18 protein-coding genes, 1 tRNA gene and 4 pseudogenes are annotated in these 17731 nt (G+C 57.6%); 5 read left to right on the top strand and 18 right to left on the bottom strand.

The genetic code is table 11. The annotated features are described in order from the left end of the window. Positions 1 to 61: 61 nt before the first annotated feature. Both IFT99_RS07775 and IFT99_RS07770 read right to left on the bottom strand, forming a co-directional pair. Positions 62 to 265, bottom strand: coding sequence for a DUF2934 domain-containing protein (locus IFT99_RS07775; RefSeq protein ID WP_065991738.1), 204 nt, complete (start codon positions 263 to 265; stop codon positions 62 to 64). Between the two features lie 205 nt (positions 266 to 470). Continuing rightward, positions 471 to 803, bottom strand: coding sequence for a DUF883 family protein (locus IFT99_RS07770; RefSeq protein ID WP_192131310.1), 333 nt, complete (start codon positions 801 to 803; stop codon positions 471 to 473). Positions 804 to 970: 167 nt separating this feature from the next. Between IFT99_RS07770 and pseH the strand changes: the two genes are divergently transcribed. Continuing rightward, positions 971 to 1525 carry a UDP-4-amino-4,6-dideoxy-N-acetyl-beta-L-altrosamine N-acetyltransferase gene (gene pseH / locus IFT99_RS07765; RefSeq protein ID WP_192131309.1) on the top strand — a complete coding sequence of 185 codons (555 nt, stop codon included), beginning with the start codon at positions 971 to 973 and terminating at the stop codon, positions 1523 to 1525. An 80-nt stretch (positions 1526 to 1605) separates the two neighbouring features. Here the strand turns inward: pseH and IFT99_RS07760 are convergent, their stop codons facing one another. The 11 genes and pseudogenes from IFT99_RS07760 to IFT99_RS07720 all read right to left on the bottom strand — a co-directional run bounded on the left by IFT99_RS07760 (position 1606) and on the right by IFT99_RS07720 (position 9275). Continuing rightward, positions 1606 to 1824, bottom strand: a complete 219-nt coding sequence (locus tag IFT99_RS07760; protein ID WP_065991542.1) for a hypothetical protein — start codon at positions 1822 to 1824, stop codon at positions 1606 to 1608. Between the two features lie 149 nt (positions 1825 to 1973). Then, positions 1974 to 2192, bottom strand: a complete 219-nt coding sequence (locus IFT99_RS07755) for a hypothetical protein (RefSeq protein ID WP_192131307.1) — start codon at positions 2190 to 2192, stop codon at positions 1974 to 1976. A 173-nt stretch (positions 2193 to 2365) separates the two neighbouring features. Further along, positions 2366 to 3229 carry a methyl-accepting chemotaxis protein gene (locus IFT99_RS26700; RefSeq protein WP_432213763.1) on the bottom strand — a complete coding sequence of 288 codons (864 nt, stop codon included), beginning with the start codon at positions 3227 to 3229 and terminating at the stop codon, positions 2366 to 2368. Beyond that, positions 3221 to 4294: pseudogene (locus tag IFT99_RS26695) on the bottom strand (methyl-accepting chemotaxis protein); the annotation flags it as partial. The gene IFT99_RS26700 and the pseudogene IFT99_RS26695, both read right to left, overlap by 9 nt. Before the next feature lie 101 nt (positions 4295 to 4395). Beyond that, positions 4396 to 4989, bottom strand: coding sequence for an arsinothricin resistance N-acetyltransferase ArsN1 family B (locus IFT99_RS07745; RefSeq protein ID WP_192131303.1), 594 nt, complete (start codon positions 4987 to 4989; stop codon positions 4396 to 4398). A 7-nt stretch (positions 4990 to 4996) separates the two neighbouring features. After that, complete coding sequence (arsH, locus tag IFT99_RS07740) at positions 4997 to 5698, bottom strand: arsenical resistance protein ArsH (protein ID WP_192131301.1); 702 nt, start codon at positions 5696 to 5698, stop codon at positions 4997 to 4999. Between the two features lie 11 nt (positions 5699 to 5709). Continuing rightward, positions 5710 to 6180, bottom strand: a complete 471-nt coding sequence (locus IFT99_RS07735; protein ID WP_192131299.1) for an arsenate reductase ArsC — start codon at positions 6178 to 6180, stop codon at positions 5710 to 5712. A 75-nt stretch (positions 6181 to 6255) separates the two neighbouring features. Next, entirely contained in the window at positions 6256 to 6603 is a 348-nt protein-coding gene (locus IFT99_RS07730) for a metalloregulator ArsR/SmtB family transcription factor (protein ID WP_192131296.1), read from the bottom strand. Positions 6604 to 6696: 93 nt separating this feature from the next. Beyond that, a complete protein-coding gene (gene umuC, locus IFT99_RS07725; RefSeq protein ID WP_192131294.1) occupies positions 6697 to 7977 on the bottom strand; it encodes a translesion error-prone DNA polymerase V subunit UmuC in 1281 nt (426 codons plus the stop codon). Continuing rightward, on the bottom strand, positions 7964 to 8095 hold the full coding sequence (locus IFT99_RS26455) for a hypothetical protein (RefSeq protein WP_274605115.1): 132 nt from the start codon (positions 8093 to 8095) through the stop codon (positions 7964 to 7966). The genes umuC and IFT99_RS26455 overlap by 14 nt, the downstream gene beginning before the upstream one ends. A gap of 761 nt (positions 8096 to 8856) precedes the next feature. Next, positions 8857 to 9275 (bottom strand): annotated as a pseudogene (locus IFT99_RS07720) (hypothetical protein). Between the two features lie 382 nt (positions 9276 to 9657). On the opposite strand from IFT99_RS07720, the gene IFT99_RS07715 reads away from it, so the two are divergent. The 3 genes from IFT99_RS07715 to IFT99_RS07705 all read left to right on the top strand — a co-directional run bounded on the left by IFT99_RS07715 (position 9658) and on the right by IFT99_RS07705 (position 13312). Beyond that, positions 9658 to 10158, top strand: coding sequence for a hypothetical protein (locus IFT99_RS07715; protein ID WP_192131292.1), 501 nt, complete (start codon positions 9658 to 9660; stop codon positions 10156 to 10158). Further along, positions 10127 to 10708 (top strand): hypothetical protein, encoded by a 582-nt coding sequence (locus IFT99_RS07710; protein WP_192132012.1) that lies wholly within the window; start codon positions 10127 to 10129, stop codon positions 10706 to 10708. The genes IFT99_RS07715 and IFT99_RS07710 overlap by 32 nt, the downstream gene beginning before the upstream one ends. 531 nt (positions 10709 to 11239) lie before the next feature. Continuing rightward, positions 11240 to 13312, top strand: a complete 2073-nt coding sequence (locus tag IFT99_RS07705; protein WP_192131290.1) for a hypothetical protein — start codon at positions 11240 to 11242, stop codon at positions 13310 to 13312. 124 nt (positions 13313 to 13436) lie between these two features. Here the strand turns inward: IFT99_RS07705 and IFT99_RS26270 are convergent. Then, positions 13437 to 13930, bottom strand: a pseudogene (locus IFT99_RS26270) (SGNH/GDSL hydrolase family protein); the annotation flags it as partial. Between IFT99_RS26270 and IFT99_RS07695 the strand changes: the two are divergent. Continuing rightward, positions 13931 to 14416 (top strand): annotated as a pseudogene (locus IFT99_RS07695) (tyrosine-type recombinase/integrase); the annotation flags it as partial. Between the two features lie 88 nt (positions 14417 to 14504). Here IFT99_RS07695 and IFT99_RS07690 read toward each other — a convergent pair. From IFT99_RS07690 to pheT, 4 genes are all read right to left on the bottom strand, one after another. Continuing rightward, a tRNA-Pro gene (locus tag IFT99_RS07690) sits at positions 14505 to 14581 on the bottom strand. 111 nt (positions 14582 to 14692) lie between these two features. Next, positions 14693 to 15046 carry a MerR family transcriptional regulator gene (locus IFT99_RS07685; protein ID WP_065991534.1) on the bottom strand — a complete coding sequence of 118 codons (354 nt, stop codon included), beginning with the start codon at positions 15044 to 15046 and terminating at the stop codon, positions 14693 to 14695. After that, a complete protein-coding gene (ihfA, locus tag IFT99_RS07680) occupies positions 15027 to 15329 on the bottom strand; it encodes an integration host factor subunit alpha (RefSeq protein ID WP_002553164.1) in 303 nt (100 codons plus the stop codon). The genes IFT99_RS07685 and ihfA overlap by 20 nt, the downstream gene beginning before the upstream one ends. A 3-nt stretch (positions 15330 to 15332) precedes the next feature. After that, on the bottom strand, positions 15333 to 17711 hold the full coding sequence (gene pheT / locus IFT99_RS07675; RefSeq protein WP_192131286.1) for a phenylalanine--tRNA ligase subunit beta: 2379 nt from the start codon (positions 17709 to 17711) through the stop codon (positions 15333 to 15335). Positions 17712 to 17731: the final 20 nt, after the last annotated feature.

Below are 17731 nucleotides of genomic sequence, written 5' to 3'. Positions count from 1 at the left end.
TTCGATACGAGGTCGATCCGAGCTTCGCCCCGGCACTGCGCCTGGGCGAGCTCTCGACCTGTCACGCGTTGGGGTCAGCCTCATCGGGCGACGGGAACAACGTATCGACCTTGTGCTTGCTTGAAGTGCGGACCGGCGCCATGGCAGCGGACTCCGCCAGGCGTGTGGCCATTTCCCAGTGACGGGACTCCTGCCCTTCAGGCTTGCCTTCGGTCTCCCAGATCAACTGGGCCAACTGACGAACAGTTTCTTCGTCGACATTCATGCGTATCCCCCATTTATGCTTTCGCAAGACATTGGCCGGCGCCAGAGCGGTGCCGAATCCATCGTCAGCTACGGTACCCGCCATGAACAGTACCAGCCGATAACGAGGGTAAATGACGGGCGTGCACGCGCCGGCGAACGCAAGCCGGCCGCTGGTCGGACTTAACGGATCCACCGGAAATCGACGGCGAACCACGATGCCCCCCTCAATCCCTGTTGCGTTTGAGCAACAGGCTGGCCACCAGGCCCAGGCCCGCTGCAACACCGACGGCCGCCCACGGATGGGTGGTGACGTAGGATTTCGCGTTACCCACCGCACGGGTCAGCGCAGGTTGGGCGTCCATTTCGATCTCGGTGACCGCACTGGTACCGCGGGCCAGAAAATCCTTCAGCCGCTCACGGGCCTGAGTAGTGCGGTCCTCATTCAAGGCATCCCCTGCCGCCAGCAAGGCATTGGTCTCGTCGAGAAAAGTGTTCAGCTCGGAACGGGTTTTCTGATAAAGATCGTCACGCAGTTTTTCAGTGATATCGCTTGCCATAATATTTTGCCTCCTGGGTGTGAGAAAGGTTGACTGAAACGCCAATCGATTCGTTCCAGCCAGTTTGAAAAAACCCCTCCATGCGGCGCGGCACGTGATCAAGCACCGCTGGCCGCGCAGACCGGACAGGGACTCAACAGCCGTATGACGCGTTCAAAAGGGAATCCATGAAAGTAGTGCCGATCCTTGAGCTGCCCGTCGAGCAGCAAGCCCGTGTGCGGCAACTGCGCAATCAGCCCGACGTGCGCAAGTTCATGTACACGGACCATGAAATCAGCGAAGCCGAGCACCTGAACTGGCTTGAGGCACTGCGCTCAAGCTCCCGGCAGCAGGTCTTTGTCGTTGTGCTTGAAGCCGCACCGGTGGGGGTTGTGTCGCTGAGTGCCATCAACCGTACCCACGGCACGGCAGAGTGGGCCTTCTACCTCGACACCACGCTGCAGGGCAAAGGCCTTGGCAGTCAGGTGGAGTTATGGTTGCTCGATCACGCGTTCGGTGCCGCAGGGCTGGAGAAACTCAACTGCGAAGTGCTCGAGATCAACCCGGCGGTGATCAAGATGCATCAGAAATTCGGCTTCGTGGTTGAGGGAGTAAGGCGGGAGCACATCGTGCGCGATGGCAAGCGGATCGGCGCGGTGCTGCTGGGTATCACCAAACGTGAGTGGCAGACGCAGCGGCCCAGGGTGCTGGCCGCGGTGGAACGAATTGCGGGGCGTCGTTAGCGCAGCGTGCAGAGGTGCGCGCCCATGCTGAGTCTGATGCGGGCGGTACTGTTTGCAGATCAGGTCTTCGCAGATGCAGATCAGGCGATGTTCAACAGCCGAACCGCCGGGCGCTCATCGGCTTTGCAGTACAAATAATCGCGCCATTTTCTAAAGGCGCTCTGCTGCCGGACGAAAGCCTCTTCCCATTGCACGCCGCCGATGTGCTCGACGGGGATAGACATCATCTGCTCGGTCGCCTGATCCAGCTCGCTGATCAGGTCGAGTGCGTTGGGAATGTCGTGGATCTGAGGTCTCATCCGGGGCACCTTATTTTTTGATTAATGAATGGAGTGCCCAACCCCTTGATAGTGCGCGCGTTCCGACGAGTGGCTATTTTGTGTAACAGACCGTTCGAGCTGTAAGAAAAACCCCACACAATGGTGGGGTCTGATGAAACCGGGCAGGTTTAGCGGTTGCCCGAAGAGGACGCTTCGTCTTCATCGACGGGAGGATTGTCAGGAATCTCCATGTCATCCAGCCCCTTGTTTCGGGCTTCGCTTGCCGCGCCTTCACCCTGCCGGGCTGACTCGGTATCCGCGTGGGTGTCGGGATAAATCTCTTCTTCGCTGCCCGGCTCGGCAGGACCCTGATACGCGTTATCCGGCCCGTTGTCTTCGATACCCATGATGACCTCCAGTACGAGTCGCAGGAAATCTGCGCTTACAGGACAGAGGTGCATCAGGAAGGATTAGTGCCCGGTGGAAGATGAATGGCGCGTGAACACTGAACGATGCACTGAATACTGCGCACAAAAAAACCGCCGAAGCGGTTTCTTTTGTACAGCCGACACCGGTGGTGTCAGACCTTGAAGCGAGCCACCATGTTCTGCAGGGTGTTGCCCAGGCGTGCCAGTTCCAATGTCGAGGCAGCGCTCTGCTCCGTCGCGGTGGCGGACTGGTCGGCGACGTCACGCACACTGATGACGCTGCGATTGATTTCGTCGGTCACCGCGCTCTGCTCCTCAGCCGCGGCCGAGATTTGCTGGCTCATCTGCTCAATCGTGCCAATGGAATGCGTAATCTCTACGAGCGCTTGCTCGGCCTGACGCGCCAGCTCGACGGTGCCCTCTGTCCGCCGCATGCTGGCGTCCATCAAGCTCGACGCCTCCACGGTGCCGTGCTGGAGGGCCTGGATCAGCGCTTCGATTTCAGTGGTCGAGCTTTGGGTGCGCTGGGCCAGTGACCGGACCTCGTCGGCCACCACCGCAAAACCGCGACCCTGTTCGCCGGCACGTGCCGCTTCGATGGCGGCGTTGAGTGCGAGCAGATTGGTCTGCTCGGCAACGGCTTTGATCACATCGATGACACTGCCGATCTTGTCGCTGTCATGGGTCAAGCGCTGCATCGCCACGCCCAACTGCCCGACTTCTCCAGACAGCTGACTGATTTCCCTCGTTGCATGCTGCACGACGGTGCTGCCATGGACCGCGCGCTCGGTGGCTTGCCGGGCTGCACGCGAAGCGTCCTCGGTGTTTTGCGCAACCTCCTGCACGGTTGAAGCCATTTCATTCATGGCCGTTGCCACCTGATCCACTTCCAGTTTCTGCTGAGTGACGCCAGCGCTGGTCTGTTCGGTCGCGGCCGACAATTCTTCGGCAGCGGTTGCGATCTGGGTAACACCCTTTCCGATACCGCCAATCAGTTCACGCAAGGAAGACGTCATGTGCTGCATGGTGTTTTGCAGCAGGCCCAGTTCGTCCTTACGGTCTGTGCCAATGTCGTAGGTCAGGTCGCCATCGGCGATGCGACGGGCAGCGATGACGCTGTCGTTCAGTGGACGAGTGATCTGGCGAGTGATCAGTGCCGCGGCGAGAACACCCAGTAACAGCACCACTAACGCGACACTGAACAACTGGATGATCGCATTGCTCTTTTCATTGTTTGCTGCAACCACCTGGGAGGCCATCAAGTCATCGACCCTCTTAAGGGTGTCGGTTGTCAGCTTTTGTAACGCGTCGCGTATCTGGTCATTTTGTTGCAGCATCTGCGAGATGGTCGCCATGTTCTCTTTGTACTGGCGAAGCGCAACAAGCGAGGTATCGACTGCTGCATTTGACTGCGCGGGGAGCTGGCTTCGGGCCGCAGCCACCTGGCTAAGCAGCGCGTCGGCTGTCGCGAAAGTGGCCTGGCGATTGTCTGCGGTAGGAATGCTCAAGTAACGACGGAATACCAGGCGGAAGTTGGTCATACCATTGCGCAGGTCGCCTGCAACTTTCACATGGTCGATACCGGCCTGGTCTGGCGAGTTCGAAGCATCGTCCAGCGTCTTCTGCAGCAGGCTCTCGAAGGTCGCGCTCACTTCATCGGAAACCTTGATCAACGGCTTCATCGCCTCATCGATCTTCTGGTTGTTGCTGACCAACTGATCGAAGGTTTTCTTGAGGTCTGCTGCCTGATTATCGATCGCCTTGAGCATCTCCACGTTTTTGGGGACGGTCAGGATCTGCAAGGTTTTATCGATGGTGCCGTTCAATGCCGCAAGGGCTGCGCTATAAGCCTCTGCAGCGCTGGCACTGGGGCTGGCGGCATAAGCTTGCGACGCCACTTTGACGTCGAGCATATCGGCTTTCACTTCAGCGACCCTGGCTGCTTTCTCCAGTCGCTTGATCAGCAGGTCCGCGCTGCCATAACCAATCCCGGTCACCACCAGAACGCCCAGCAGAATGGCACCGAAGCCCAAGCCGAGCTTCTTGCCTACTTTCAAATTATCCAACCAGTTGGATTTCATCGCCTTTAACCTTTGATTTTTTCGTAATGCTCTGTTATCGACTCCTTAGTTGAAAAGTTAATCAAAAGGATCATCGTTAAAACTGATGATTGAGTTCGAATTTACCTATCGATCCAAGTGCGACCCATAGCGGACAAGCAGATCTTCAGTTCCGGGTACGGGCTGATTTCGCCTGGCGGGGATGGGCTCGTGCTCAGCTCACGGTGCCAATAGCCAACGTCGTGCCATCGACCGAGTTTATAACCGACATTCGGGTAAGTGCCGATGTGCCGGAAACCGAGCAGTTCATGCAGCGCAACGCTGCCGGGATTAGGCTGAGATATACCGGCATAGGCGGAACGGAAGCCCTGGCGGGCCAGAATCGGCAGCAACGCTTCATACAGCGCAAGGCCCACGCCGGTTCTACGTTCGCGCTCGCCGATGTAGACCGTAACATCGACCGCCCAACGATAAGCTGCGCGGGCCCTGTGCTGGCTGGCATAGGCGTACCCGACCACGCGGCCATCCCGAACCGCAACCAGATAGGGGTAGGTTTGCAACGTTGCGGCCATGCGCAGCTGCATCTCTTCGACGCCGGGCGGCGTATCTTCGAACGAGATCGCAGTCCCGGCTACCACCGGTGCATAGATAGCCTGGATCGATGCCGCATCTTCCAGTCGCGCCGTTCGGATTTCAATTTCAGTTTCAATCGTCATCAGGACCTCAAATCGAGCGCTGATTCACGCGAGCCATGAGCTGTTCCGCCGTTTCCTTGCGTTCAGAATAGCGGTCCACCAGCTCAACCTGGCGGTCACGCAAAAGGACGGTGAACTTGACCAGCTCTTCCATCACGTCAACGACACGGTCGTAATACGCGGAAGGCTTCATCCGGCCGGCCTCGTCGAACTCCATGTAGGCCTTCGGCACCGAGGACTGATTGGGGATGGTGACCATCCGCATCCAGCGCCCCAGTACGCGCAGCTGATTAACGACATTGAAGGACTGTGAGCCGCCACACACCTGCATGACCGCCAGGGTTTTACCCTGCGTGGGGCGAACGGCTCCGAGTTCGAGTGGAATCCAGTCGATCTGAGCCTTGAACACAGCCGACATCGCACCGTGCCGCTCGGGTGAACACCAGACCTGGCCCTCAGACCACAGCACCAGTTCGCGCAGTTCCTCGACCTTGGGATGATCCACCGTAGCGTCATCCGGCAGAGGCAATCCAGAGGGATTAAACAAACGCGTCTCTGCACCGAGATACTCCAGCAGACGAGCAGCTTCCTCCGTCAACAGACGGCTGAACGAGCGCTCCCGGGTCGACCCGTAAAGCAGGAGGATGCGTGGTTTGTCGTCACTCAGGCGGGACGCGGCCTGCATGCCGTCGAAGAGTGAGCGGTCGAGGTTGGGGACTTGCTCTTGCATATGTCCTCCTGTCAAAGACCGCCGATACGATCAAGCTCGCGCTTGAGCTCATCGCGACTGAGGGTGCTGAAAGGAAGCGTGATAAACGCTCTGCAGCGTTCCTCGATCCGGGCGAGCGTTGCGCGGAAAGCCGCCTCAACTGTCGCGTCATCCCCCTTCACGTCGGATGGATCTTCCAGGCCCCAGTGGGACTTGAGCGCCGGGCCAAAATACACCGGGCAGCTCTCGTTCGCCGCTTTGTCACAGACGGTAATGACGATATCTGGGAGGTTGCCCTCGAAGGCTTCGTTGCCCTTGCTGCTCAAGCCGTCTGTGGCGATACCGGCTTGCTGAAGCGTGGTGAGGCTGCGCGGCAACACCTGCCCTTTCGGAAAGCTTCCGGAACTGACTGCCTCAAAGCCTGGCGGCGCAAGGTGATTGAACATGGCTTCCGAAAGGATGCTACGGCAGCTATTAGCCGTGCACATGAAGAGTACTCGCATGGATTTTTTCCTCCCACTTCTGCGATGAAATGATGCGGGCGTCCTGCCCAGGCACCGAGGGTGAACGGCGAATCATCAGCAACAGGAAACATCCCGAATGGGCCGCCCCTCCATGCTCAGCAAGCGGTGCGCGCTGTGGCGCAGCCACTCGGTGTTGGCATTCAGTGTTATCAGCAACATCTCTCTCACCCACGCGGGAAGGTGCGGATTCAGGCGGTAATAAACCCACTGCCCTTGGCGGCGATCCAGCAATACTCCGCTGCTGCGCAGCTGGGCAAGGTGCCGGCTGATCTTCGGCTGGCTGTCTTCAAGAGCGAACATGAGTTCGCACACGCAGAGTTCGCCTTGGCTGGCGATCAGGAGGGTGGCGCGGGCGCGTGTCTCATCGGCCAGGCTTTTAAATACGTCGGGTGGAGTGATCATCGTGGACACTGTCGTATGCAAGTAACCGAATATACGGATATCCATATATTCAACGCAAGTCTGCGGTTGCGACAGACTTCGGCCGCGTAGATCCTAATTGCACCTCACGATCCACAGCTGGCCGATTTTCGTCGTGAAGCTCTGACTCATCAGATCCCGCCGCATGGCCCACTCATGGGCAGATGGCACACTTGCCGCGCGTAACGTTCCCCGCCCCCACTTGGCATTGATCTCGTCCAGCACGTTCATCACCTTCTCGGCTTCCACGGGCTGCGAATGGGCAAACAGGTCGTCGGTAAATTCGCCGGGCTTGCGCAGATCCATCAAAAGGACTTCGGCCTTGCTGTATTTGAAGCCTGCCCGGAATAGCCGGTTGACCGCTTCCGTTGCCGCTTTCGTCATCAAGCGCACGTCGTTGGTGGGATACGGCAATTCGACCATGGCCCCGTTGGCGTATTTGGCCTCCTCAGGATTGAACATCCCCGTACGAATGCTGACCCGGATTCTCTTGCACAGCGAGTTCTGTGCCCGGAGCTTTTCCGCAGCGCGCTGGGTGTAGGTGGCGACGGCTTCTCTGATGGGCTCAATCGTTGTCAAACGGCTGCCAAACATTCGGCTGCAGCAGATCTCCTGCTTCGGCGGATCGGCCTCCCCCAACTCCAGGCATGGAGTGCCGGACAACTCGCGCGCAGTCTTCTCGAACACAACGCTGAATTTCTGCCGCAGCGTCCAGAGATCGGCCTTCGCCAGATCCATCGCGGTCTTGATTCCCATGACGTCAAGATGGGCCTTCATACGCTTGCCCACGCCCCACACCTCGCCGACGTCCGTGTTACGCAACGTCCAGTCACGGTTGAACGGATCGCAGATATCGACCACCCCGCCGGTCTTCGCCAGCAAGCGTTTTGCCGTGTGATTGGCGAGCTTTGCCAGTGTTTTGGTGCGGGCTATGCCCACGCCCACCGGAATGCCGGTACGCTTGTAGATCGTCGCCCGAATCTGCCTGCCGAACGCCGTCAGGTCGCCGGGGATGCCAGACAGGTCAGCGAAGGCCTCGTCGATGCTGTACACCTCCAGCGCGGGGACCATCGATTCGATGATGCTCATGACCCGCTCGCTCATGTCGCCATACAGCGCGTAATTGCTGCTGAACGCGATCACACCGTCTCGGCGCAACTGGTCCTTGATCTGAAAGTAAGGCGCACCCATTTTCACGAAGGGCTTTGCGTCATAGCTTCGGGCAATCACGCAGCCGTCGTTATTCGATAGCACCACGATGGGCGTTTTGGCGAGGTCAGGCCGAAAGACACGCTCGCAACTGGCATAAAAGCTGTTGCAGTCGATCAGCGCAAAGACGGGCTCAGGCTTGGTCATGATCGCGAACGCTGTATTTCGCCACGGCCCAGATCACCCGCTCGGCCGGTACGTGATACGCGTTGAAACGCAGCTTTTCGCCGCAGGCCGAGAGTGGGCCGAGAATAGTGACGCTCATGATGCAAGCCTTGCCGTGAGAAACTGTATGTATATACAGTTAACGTTTTAGCCCGCCGGAGGTCAATGTTCTGCGCAGGGAATTTCGACGGGTGACCGCAGGCGCGGACGCTACTCGATCGACGAGATGATGGATCACTACCCCGAGGAGCTTGCGCCAGAGCAGTTGGTCGTTAATGGACACGAGTTTTGGCTGATCAAGCTTACGACGTTGCGCCGGCGGCTCGTGTTGAGGGTATGGCGATGTGCGGCACGCCGGCGGAACAATTCGCTGGGTTCGAAGTGTGACGGAAGTGGGAAATGTGAGGAATCAGGGGTTGCAGATGCAAGTCAAACTTACACGTATAGGGAGAACACGATGAAATCTGGGATGCTGGCTTTACTGGTCATTGCAGTCGCTACGCTGTCGGGGTGTAACCACTTTAGCCAGGGCGATTATCGGGGCATACACAGAGCCGGAACCATTCCTTGCAACGGCACACCGCCGAATCAGCCAGGATGTTATTGAAGGCACACGGGGTGCCTTCATTCACAGCAAGATGAATGCATTCAACCGGCTCATGCAACTCATGTCGACGAGCTCGTCGAGGTTTTACTGCAATATCGTTTCGACAAGCCTCGGCGCTTTCATCGGGGAGGCTATACCCAGCTCGGCAGAACAAATAGCCTGCCGCTGGGAAAGGATAAGGCAATTTCGTCCACGATGAGTACCGAGCCTGAAGTTCAGCTCATCACAGCAGACTCTCCCCCTGTTCAGGATGATTAGTACAGATTGTCGACTTTTCGCTTTTCCAGGGTGTAGGTTTTCAGATCAATCTCGTTAGCTGAAAGCTTGGCGTCAAGACGATCCATGTCCCGGCGCTTCAAGCTGGCTACGTGAGCTTTTGATGCCTGATAGTTGATGGACTCAGCTGCGTCATAGCCACTGACAGGATCCCAGATAATGGACAATGGCACAGCAACAGGTTGACAACACCGTAGCCGTAGGCGCGCCCGTAGAACGATCCACCGCCAGGCAGGAGGCCCAGCCCTGCGGCCAAGCCTGGACTTTTTTCTTGAACGTCAAGATGGTTGGCACGATAGCCAGCCAGTTCAGCTTCTTGTGTGCGATCCAAACCGGAGGCGCAGCCAGCAGTCAAAACTAACAAAGCGGCGGCTGACAAGTTGCGAAGAGCGTACATCTGAATTCCCTATATAAATAATGCTCAGCCAGAGCTGGAACTGAGCGCCGCGCATTGTACACACTTAAATCGCCCATAGATGGCCTAATGCTATATTTCTCTTACTGCTCATATAAGGTGCGATCCCCCCTGCCCGTCCGCGCATCGAAAAGGGGGTGTCCGTTAAGTGCCAACTCTCTGTATGGGGTACATCGCCCTCTGAACCATTGCAAGCAGTCGGGGCAACGGGCTGGCCCCAGTTTCCAACTTGCTGGCGGTTCAGGTGGACTGCGCGGGCCATGAAGCAGAAGAGAAGCGGCCTGGCCCTGGCTGGCCATGACCATAAAGTTCTTGTGTACCTCGCCGATAGGTACACATTCCCCCGTAAGCCATGGAACATTGGATGTTTAATCCACGTGAGGCAGAAATAGACCATCTGTACAACCGGGTCGTCCTGCTAACTATCGCATGCTGTGTTTTATTAGCATTTGCCGCGATGGCGAGACATGAAGGTTTCACCTATGCAGCCCTTCAGTGGAATGGGGCCCAAGTGACCGGCACGGTGACGCAGCTGGAGGAAATCCCGAGAAACCGACTTGCTGACATCGTCCACTACCGTTACGCGGACCAAGATAACCGACCTCACGAAGGGCAATACCTGGAGACTGGATGCGGCGAGAGGGAAAACTGCGGAGTGGACGAGGACGTCACCCTGATCTATTCGCGTTGGTTTCCGGACTACAGCGCCGTCGCAGCCAACGTCCGTAGCTTTCGGCCGGGTTTTTACATCATGAGCGGCGGCGTACTGATTTCGCTGCTCTTCTTCGGAATTTCCTTCTGGACGCTCGGTCGCATCAGCGCCATGAAGCGAGATGACGCACAGCACCTCCATACGAAATACTGAGCGTCAGCCTCGAATACTGAGCAACGATACCGGTGGTATTCGGGACAGATTTCGCCAACTCGCAGGGGGCGCTCCGCCCCTCAAGGTTTGCACTATCGCGGCTTCGTTTGGCGGCGAGTCGACGGCTCCCGAGGGCCATTGGCGCGATAGACCATACCTCAAGACGCTTGCGCCCAAACAGTTGGTCATCAATGGCTACGACCTCTGGCCGATCAAACGCTACAACATTGCGATGACGACTCGTGTCGAGATCATCGGGCCTTGCGTACCCATGCTCGTGACGTTGGCATCCAGCAGCCGGGGCAGAGCATCCCGCGCGTGGCTGACGCTGTTCAAGATGAATGCGTCTTGGGGTAATGCGACCAGGCGCAGGGCACTGAGATTCCACGATCTGCACGTCGCCTTTAAGCGGAGGGATCTTGCTGAGCTGATCTCTCGGGAAGGCAACGCCCATCTGGCGGCGTGGAGTGATCAGAACATGCTTCGATTGTTGATGCTGTATATGCGTACAGCCAAAAGGAGCACTGGTCTGCTGGTCGATACTACATAGCATGGCTGCCGACGGATGAACGCGGCACGATGCTGGCGTATCTCGCATCGGTTACAATGCGCATCAAATTGACAGAGGGAACGGCGATGGATCTAAGGCGAGTAGCGTTTTTGGTGATTGCGATGTCGATGCTTGCCGGATGCAATCACTTCTCCCAGGGCGATTATCGAGGCATTCACAGAGCAGGGACGATCCCCTGCAACGCAACACCTTCAAACCAGCCGGGCTGTTACTAACGGCATTCAAGGACGCCGAGAACCGTAGGTCTGAGCTTGCTGCTGCCGGATTGCGCCATCTTCACATGCGAGTCCTGCGCGATGCAGGCTACCAACTACAGTCCCAGGTATCTCGCGTTCTGCCGACGTTCAATTACCGATCAATGCTCTACGCATCACCGCTTGTTGCTAGCCAATGGCGACCGTGCGCGTGATTATTTTGATGGAGCCTGCTGATCCCGGGATGAGGGTTTAGCGATATGAGATCGCTCGGCGAAATGGGCTGCGTCGATAGCGCGCTCAACGCTGGCTGTGATTGAATCGCAGCCTTTTCTTCACCCAACTCTCGATCAGGCCGATTTCAACAATGACAAATGATGCTGCCTCGCAGCCAAGACATGACGTTATCCGCGCCCAGGCCCTCGGGCTGATCTTCTTCATCGCATGTCTGGTGCTTGCGGCCTTGGCGCTGAGCTATCTCTTCAACTACTTGCATACAGGGATGAATGCCGAGATACCCGTGTTTGCGGAAGTACGTCTTCCAACACCCTCGCAGCTAAATCCTGAGCCCGTTGAGAGATCAGTGTTTATCCTCTTAGCCGCGCTTGCCCCCATCGCCTTGGTCATCACTGGGAAGGCGTTCCGTGGATTCGACCCAGGCCTTTTCGGCCACACCATACTGGCCACGGCAGCTTGCGTTCTATTGGTAGCGCCTTTTGTCACTTCCGATTTCGCGGGAGTAATGTTCTTCCCTGCCAGCTTGGTGAACGCCGACAGGTTGATTATGTTATTACTCGCGGCGCTACTTACAGCCGCTGCGTTGTTAATCAGCCTCAAAGGCAATGCAGCACGCCGTTCTCACATGGGATGGACCATCGGGGCGGCCATCGCCGCTGCGATAATCTTTCAAGTGGTTCCTTACCGGCTCGCGTCAGACCGAATGGTGACGCTCGCAAGCCAATGGTCGGTCAGCTACGACGCTGCCACCTATGCGCTCACCCAAGTTGTCGCAGGGAAGACCCTTCTACACGACCTACCTTCTCAATATGGTTTATTTCCGGAGCTAATTGCGCCGATCTTCAAACTCATAGACATCAGCGTTTTCACCGTCAGCACGCTGTTCATTGCCCTACAGGTGATCGCTCTTTCGTGCCTTGCCGCCGTGCTACATCTTCACGTTCGCAATCCCCTACTTCGGGCCATGACATTCCTGTGCCTTTTGATATCGACTGGTCTGTTTTTGTACCTTAACGACATCAAGCAAGAGATATACGTCCAGTACTACCCGATTCGCTTCATTTGCCCTTCCCTAGCGTTATTCCTTTTCTCCAGCTATTGCCTGAAGCCGACGCGCACAAAGCTGGCGGCGTTGGGAGTCACATCAGGGGTCGCCGTGTTTTGGAATTTTGATTCCGGCATTCCGGTGCTGATTGCTATCGGCGCCACGCTGCTGGTGAAGCCGTTTTTTATTCAACCGCTTAAGTGGCGACTATTGGGGCCAGCACTCGCGTTCGCGTGTTTTGCCATCCTTACTTTCGGCCTACTGGTGGCGATCCTGAGACTAAAAGCGGGTGGGCCGCTCGGGATTCAAGAAGCCATGTCGTACCAGAAACTATTTTACGGGTCAGGGTTTATGATGCTGCCCATGCCGCTCACGCCTCATCCTTGGCAGCTCGTTTTGGTAGCGTACGCCGCGGCGGCAGTGGCAGCCGTATCAGCATGGCGTCGTCACGTTAAGAGCCACGTTTATGATGTGCTGTTTTGCGCGGCGCTGATGGGTCTTGGGTTATTTACGTATTACCAAGGCCGATCTCATATTTATTGCCTGATGATGGTGCTGTGGCCTGCCTTGGTTGTTGGTGCCATTCTGACCGACCTCATACTTCGCTCGATACGCAAGCGTTCAACATCTTCAATTTCAGGCCTACTGGCATTGCCTTTCGTTTTCTTCGTGAGTCTGGGCACTATTACGATGACCTATTCAGCGCGAAACCTTGTCGTGACCGGCGTCACCAATGTCGTAGACTTCGATGAGGATCGAGACCCGTTAATCGCAAGTGAGCTAGCGTTCCTTCGTGCCACATCCAACGGTCGCGACTGCCTGATACTGGCCCAGCGCCAAGCGATCTATCACGCGGAATTGAAAACAGCGTCGCCTTTGGCCGGTCCAGGACTGATCGAAACTCTCCTGCAGAGTGACCTTGATGGGCTCATGGCTGGCGCCCTCAGCAAACCACTGGAGTGCATCTACCTGGGCGTTGGCTCCTCTTCGCAGACATTGCTGAAGTTGGATGACGACAAGCTCATCTCGAAGTATCCCGTGAGCGCTCAAAACGATGTCGGCACCCTTCTGCTGTTGGAACCCTCCACATCAGTGCCCGTCAAGTAAAGAGTCGTGGCTTGCTCGCACGCCAGTGCCGCTGTTCTGGCTGCGTCATAAGCTGATGAGTCCGACACCTTGCCGCTGATTAGGAGGTCAGCAGCGATGCAACTGCCTCTGACCAGAGGCGCGGTCACACCGTTCGGATGCCGGACTGCACCATCTTGACCCTTGAGTCCTGAGCGATCCCAGCGGCCAGATGACAGCCCCATGCGCGAGGTGACGACCGTCTCAGCGTTTCCAGCACACCTTTCCAGTTCGCTGGCAGAGTGAATGGCTACAGGTACTTGTTCATCGAGCGGTAATAGATAGTGGTAGGCGTACCCGCCACCGACTTGGTGATATCAGCGCAGCCTCCCAACCGGAGATGCCCCTACTGTTGCCGATAATTTCCGGCGCTGAAACCATCTCGATCACTTCAGCTGCCGGAAGATTCGACAGCGTCACGTTCGCCGCCGGCGGCGGATAAATGTAACCGCCGACGGCGACCATGGAGCCAGCCAACTCAATGCATTGAGCCTCGCCAAGCGCGGCTGGTTCTTTGTACGAGCGGGTGGTTATAACGCTCTGGCCCGAGCCTGTTGCTTTGTAGTTGTCCGCCAACACTGATCCGGCGACCAAGGTAACCTCGCGATGAAGTGCGGAGATGTGAAGGACAGCTATCTCTACGTGGTGCAGCAAAAGACTTCAAAGGCCAGTGACGCGGCGTGGATCAGGTTCAGGGTAACGCCCGAGCTGCAGCGCGTGATCAGCCATTGCCGTGACAACGTCGTTTCCCCATTCCTGATTCATCGCAGACCTGATCGGAAGAGGCAAAAGCAGGCTGAGACCAAAGAGCACTGGACCAAGGTTGAGGAGCGTTACCTGACGCGCGCATTTAAGGACGCCAGGGAGGCGGCGGATTGTTACAAGGGGTGGAAGGAAGAGGAGATGCCAGGCTTCCACGAAGTCAGGGCATTGTCACTGCACCTGTACAAGAAAGCCGGGAAAGATGGGCAGAAGATCGCCGGGCACGCCAGCGAGGAGATGACCAAAAACTACCAGAAGGAGCACGCCGAGGTGATCTGGTCTGAGGCCATTCCGGACCTCGATATCAGCGAAATCGCCGGATAGTTTTGCGCCAGTTTTGCGCGGGTTTTGCGCAAGCCAGAAATGAAAAAGGGAATCAAACCGGTAAGTGGCTGATTCCCTTTACAAAATATGGTCGGGACGGAGTGATTCGAACACTCGACCCCTAGCACCCCATGCTAGTGCGCTACCGGACTGCGCTACGCCCCGACTAGGCGTTACTCACTGCTGCTTCTGTGTTGCGGGTTCTTGCGAAAGCGTCGAGGAATATACCCTAAGCTTTTGAATGATGGAAGTATTTCGGCTCACCGCGCGAAATTGCTAACGCAGCACGACCAAGACATCTTCCAGCTCCACAATCATCTGCTTGATCAGCTGCTTGTACTGCAGCGAATCATCCTTGACCTCATCGCTGGACATGCGCAAACGCGCGCCGCCAATGGTGAAGCCCTGATCGTAAAGCAACGCGCGGATCTGGCGGATCATCAGCACGTCCTGTCGCTGATAATACCGGCGGTTTCCGCGGCGCTTGACCGGGTTGAGTTGAGGAAACTCCTGCTCCCAATAACGCAGAACGTGCGGTTTGACCGCGCAGAGCTCGCTGACTTCACCAATGGTGAAGTAGCGTTTGCCGGGGATAGGCGGTAGCTCGTCGTTATGACTTGGTTCCAGCATAAGCCTCAACTCGGGCCTTCAGTTTCTGCCCTGGGCGAAAGGTGACCACACGGCGAGCGGTAATCGGGATTTCTTCCCCTGTCTTGGGGTTCCGGCCCGGTCGCTGGCGTTTATCGCGCAGATCAAAATTGCCGAATCCGGACAACTTGACCTGCTCGTTATCTTCCAGAGCGTGCCTGATTTCCTCAAAGAACAGCTCGACCAGTTCCTTGGCTTCTCGTTTGTTCAGGCCTAGCTCTTCGTACAGACGTTCGGCCATCTCAGCTTTCGTCAGAGCCCCCATACGCTACATCCTTAACGTGGCGTTTAACCTTGCCTCTAGCGAGGTGAGAATTTGCTGCGTCGAAGCGTTTACCTCATCGTCGGTAAGAGTGCGCGATGGATGTTGCCAGGTCAAGCCGACTGCAAGGCTTTTTCTAAGCGGATCAATGCCTTTACCCTGGTAAACATCAAACAGCCTGAGGTCTGTGAGCCATTCCCCTGCATTTTCACGAATAACGTCCAGCACGGCGGTCGCCGAAACTTCGCGGGCGGCCAGCAGCGCCAGGTCGCGACGCACTTCCGGGAAGCGTGAAAGCTCGTGGAATTTTGGCAGGCGGCCAACGGCAACCTCAGCCAGCACCAGTTCGAAAACGAACACCGGACGATCAAGCCCCAGGGTCTTCGACAGTTCCGGGTGCAGCGCGCCGATGTAGCCGACTTCTCGCCCGTCACGCTCGATACGCGCGGTCTGACCCGGGTGCAACGCGGGATGGCTTCCGGGTACGAAACGGAAATCATCCTGCGCACCGGCGAAGCCCAGTACTGCCTCGACGTCAGCCTTGACGTCGAAGAAGTCGACGACATCGCGGCCCTGCGCCCAGCCTTCCGGAAGACGGCTGCCACAGATCACCCCGGCCAGCATGGGCTCTTGCTTCAGGCCTTCCAGTTGACCGACGAATCGCAGGCCGCTCTCGAACAGACGCACGCGATCCTGCTGGCGATTGAGGTTATGTTGCAGCGACTTCACCAGACCCGGCCACAGGGACGAACGCATCGCCGACATGTCAGCCGAGATCGGATTGGCCAGCAACAGCGGCTCAACGCCCGGGGTGAACAGCTCGAACCATTTCTGATCGATGAAGCTGTAGGTGATTGCTTCCTGATAACCGCGAGCTACCAACAGACGACGCAAGGCCGGCAGATCACTCTGGGCTTCGGCACGCGGTTGCGGGGCCAGACGGGCCTGCGGGTAACGAACCGGCAAACGGTTGTAACCGTGAAGGCGAGCCAGTTCCTCGATCAGATCGACTTCGAGGGTGATATCAAAGCGATGACTTGGCACTTCGACGCGCCATTGCTCGCTGGCGTGAGGCGCGACGGTGAGACCGAGCGCGGTCAGCAGCCGCTCGATTTCCGCGGCGTCCATCTTCATGCCCAGCATCTGCTCGATACGCTCGGCACGCAGAATGATCGGCTCAACCGAAGGCAAGTGCTGGTCACTGACGGTCTCGATGGCCGGACCGGCTTCACCACCGGTGATTTCCAGGAGCAGGCCAGTGGCACGCTCCATGGCTTCGCGGGCCAGTTGCCAGTCAACGCCGCGTTCATAGCGATGGGACGCGTCGGTGTGCAGACCATACGAACGCGCCTTGCCGGCAACGGCAATCTGATCGAAAAAGGCGCTTTCAAGGAAGATATCGCGGGTCGTCGCCGACACGCCGCTGTGCTCGCCACCCATGACACCGGCGATAGCCAGGGCACGCTGGTGGTCGGCAATGACCAGGGTATCAGCGCGCAGGCTGACTTCCTGACCATCCAGAAGCACGAGCTTCTCGCCCTCCTCCGCCATGCGCACGCGAATGCCGCCATTGATTTCGGCAAGGTCGAACGCATGCAGTGGCTGGCCCAGCTCAAGCATCACATAGTTGGTGATGTCGACTACTGCGTCGATGCTGCGGACATCCGAGCGACGCAGGCGCTCAACCATCCACAACGGCGTAGGCCGTGACAGGTCGACATTACGAATCACACGGCCCAGGTAACGTGGGCATGCCGCAGACGCGATCACGTCCACCGGACGCAATTCATCGTGCACGGCGGGAACCACTGCAACCTGCGGACGCGTGACGACTGCGTCGTAGAGCGCACCCACTTCACGGGCCAGACCCGCGACCGACAGGCAGTCGCCACGGTTGGGCGTCAGATCGACTTCGATGCTCGCGTCGTCCAGCTCCAGATAAACGCGCACATCCTGGCCCACCGGCGCATCGGCCGGCAGCTCCATGAGGCCGTCATTGCCCTCGCCCACCTGCAACTCGGCTTGTGAGCACAACATGCCGTTGGACTCGACACCCCGCAGCTTGGCTTTCTTGATTTTGAAGTCGCCCGGCAATGCGGCGCCGATCATGGCAAACGGGATCTTCAGACCGGGGCGCACGTTTGGCGCGCCACACACAACCTGAAAAGTCTCGGCACCATTGCTCACCTGGCAAACGCGCAGCTTGTCCGCGTCCGGGTGCTGCTCGGTACTCAGCACCTCGCCCACCACAACACCGCTGAAAACGCCCGCTGCCGGGGTGACGCTGTCTACTTCAAGGCCGGCCATGGACAGACGAGCAACCAGCTCGTCGCGGGATACTTGCGGGCTAACCCAGCCGCGCAGCCATTGTTCACTGAATTTCATCCTGCTCTCCTAAAGAATTC

The organism is Pseudomonas sp. CFBP 8772, assembly GCF_014841665.1.
Classification (GTDB): domain Bacteria; phylum Pseudomonadota; class Gammaproteobacteria; order Pseudomonadales; family Pseudomonadaceae; genus Aquipseudomonas; species Aquipseudomonas graminis_B.
This window is presented reverse-complemented; position numbering and strand designations above follow the sequence as displayed.

What these genes read in the sequence shown, in the direction of transcription:
- pheT (WP_192131286.1), bottom strand. Translation starts at nt 17,711, where the DNA reads ATGAAATTCAGTGAACAATGGCTGCGCGGCTGGGTTAGCCCGCAAGTA.
- IFT99_RS07775 (WP_065991738.1), bottom strand. Translation starts at nt 265, where the DNA reads ATGAATGTCGACGAAGAAACTGTTCGTCAGTTGGCCCAGTTGATCTGG.
- IFT99_RS26700 (WP_432213763.1), bottom strand. Translation starts at nt 3,229, where the DNA reads ATGACGTCTTCCTTGCGTGAACTGATTGGCGGTATCGGAAAGGGTGTT.
- ihfA (WP_002553164.1), bottom strand. Translation starts at nt 15,329, where the DNA reads ATGGGGGCTCTGACGAAAGCTGAGATGGCCGAACGTCTGTACGAAGAG.
- pseH (WP_192131309.1), top strand. Translation starts at nt 971, where the DNA reads ATGAAAGTAGTGCCGATCCTTGAGCTGCCCGTCGAGCAGCAAGCCCGT.
- arsH (WP_192131301.1), bottom strand. Translation starts at nt 5,698, where the DNA reads ATGCAAGAGCAAGTCCCCAACCTCGACCGCTCACTCTTCGACGGCATG.
- IFT99_RS07735 (WP_192131299.1), bottom strand. Translation starts at nt 6,180, where the DNA reads ATGCGAGTACTCTTCATGTGCACGGCTAATAGCTGCCGTAGCATCCTT.
- IFT99_RS07685 (WP_065991534.1), bottom strand. Translation starts at nt 15,046, where the DNA reads ATGCTGGAACCAAGTCATAACGACGAGCTACCGCCTATCCCCGGCAAA.
- IFT99_RS07745 (WP_192131303.1), bottom strand. Translation starts at nt 4,989, where the DNA reads ATGACGATTGAAACTGAAATTGAAATCCGAACGGCGCGACTGGAAGAT.
- IFT99_RS07755 (WP_192131307.1), bottom strand. Translation starts at nt 2,192, where the DNA reads ATGGGTATCGAAGACAACGGGCCGGATAACGCGTATCAGGGTCCTGCC.
- IFT99_RS07715 (WP_192131292.1), top strand. Translation starts at nt 9,658, where the DNA reads ATGTTTAATCCACGTGAGGCAGAAATAGACCATCTGTACAACCGGGTC.
- IFT99_RS26455 (WP_274605115.1), bottom strand. Translation starts at nt 8,095, where the DNA reads ATGAGCGTCACTATTCTCGGCCCACTCTCGGCCTGCGGCGAAAAGCTG.
- IFT99_RS07770 (WP_192131310.1), bottom strand. Translation starts at nt 803, where the DNA reads ATGGCAAGCGATATCACTGAAAAACTGCGTGACGATCTTTATCAGAAA.
- IFT99_RS07760 (WP_065991542.1), bottom strand. Translation starts at nt 1,824, where the DNA reads ATGAGACCTCAGATCCACGACATTCCCAACGCACTCGACCTGATCAGC.
- IFT99_RS07730 (WP_192131296.1), bottom strand. Translation starts at nt 6,603, where the DNA reads ATGATCACTCCACCCGACGTATTTAAAAGCCTGGCCGATGAGACACGC.
- IFT99_RS07710 (WP_192132012.1), top strand. Translation starts at nt 10,127, where the DNA reads ATGACGCACAGCACCTCCATACGAAATACTGAGCGTCAGCCTCGAATA.
- umuC (WP_192131294.1), bottom strand. Translation starts at nt 7,977, where the DNA reads ATGACCAAGCCTGAGCCCGTCTTTGCGCTGATCGACTGCAACAGCTTT.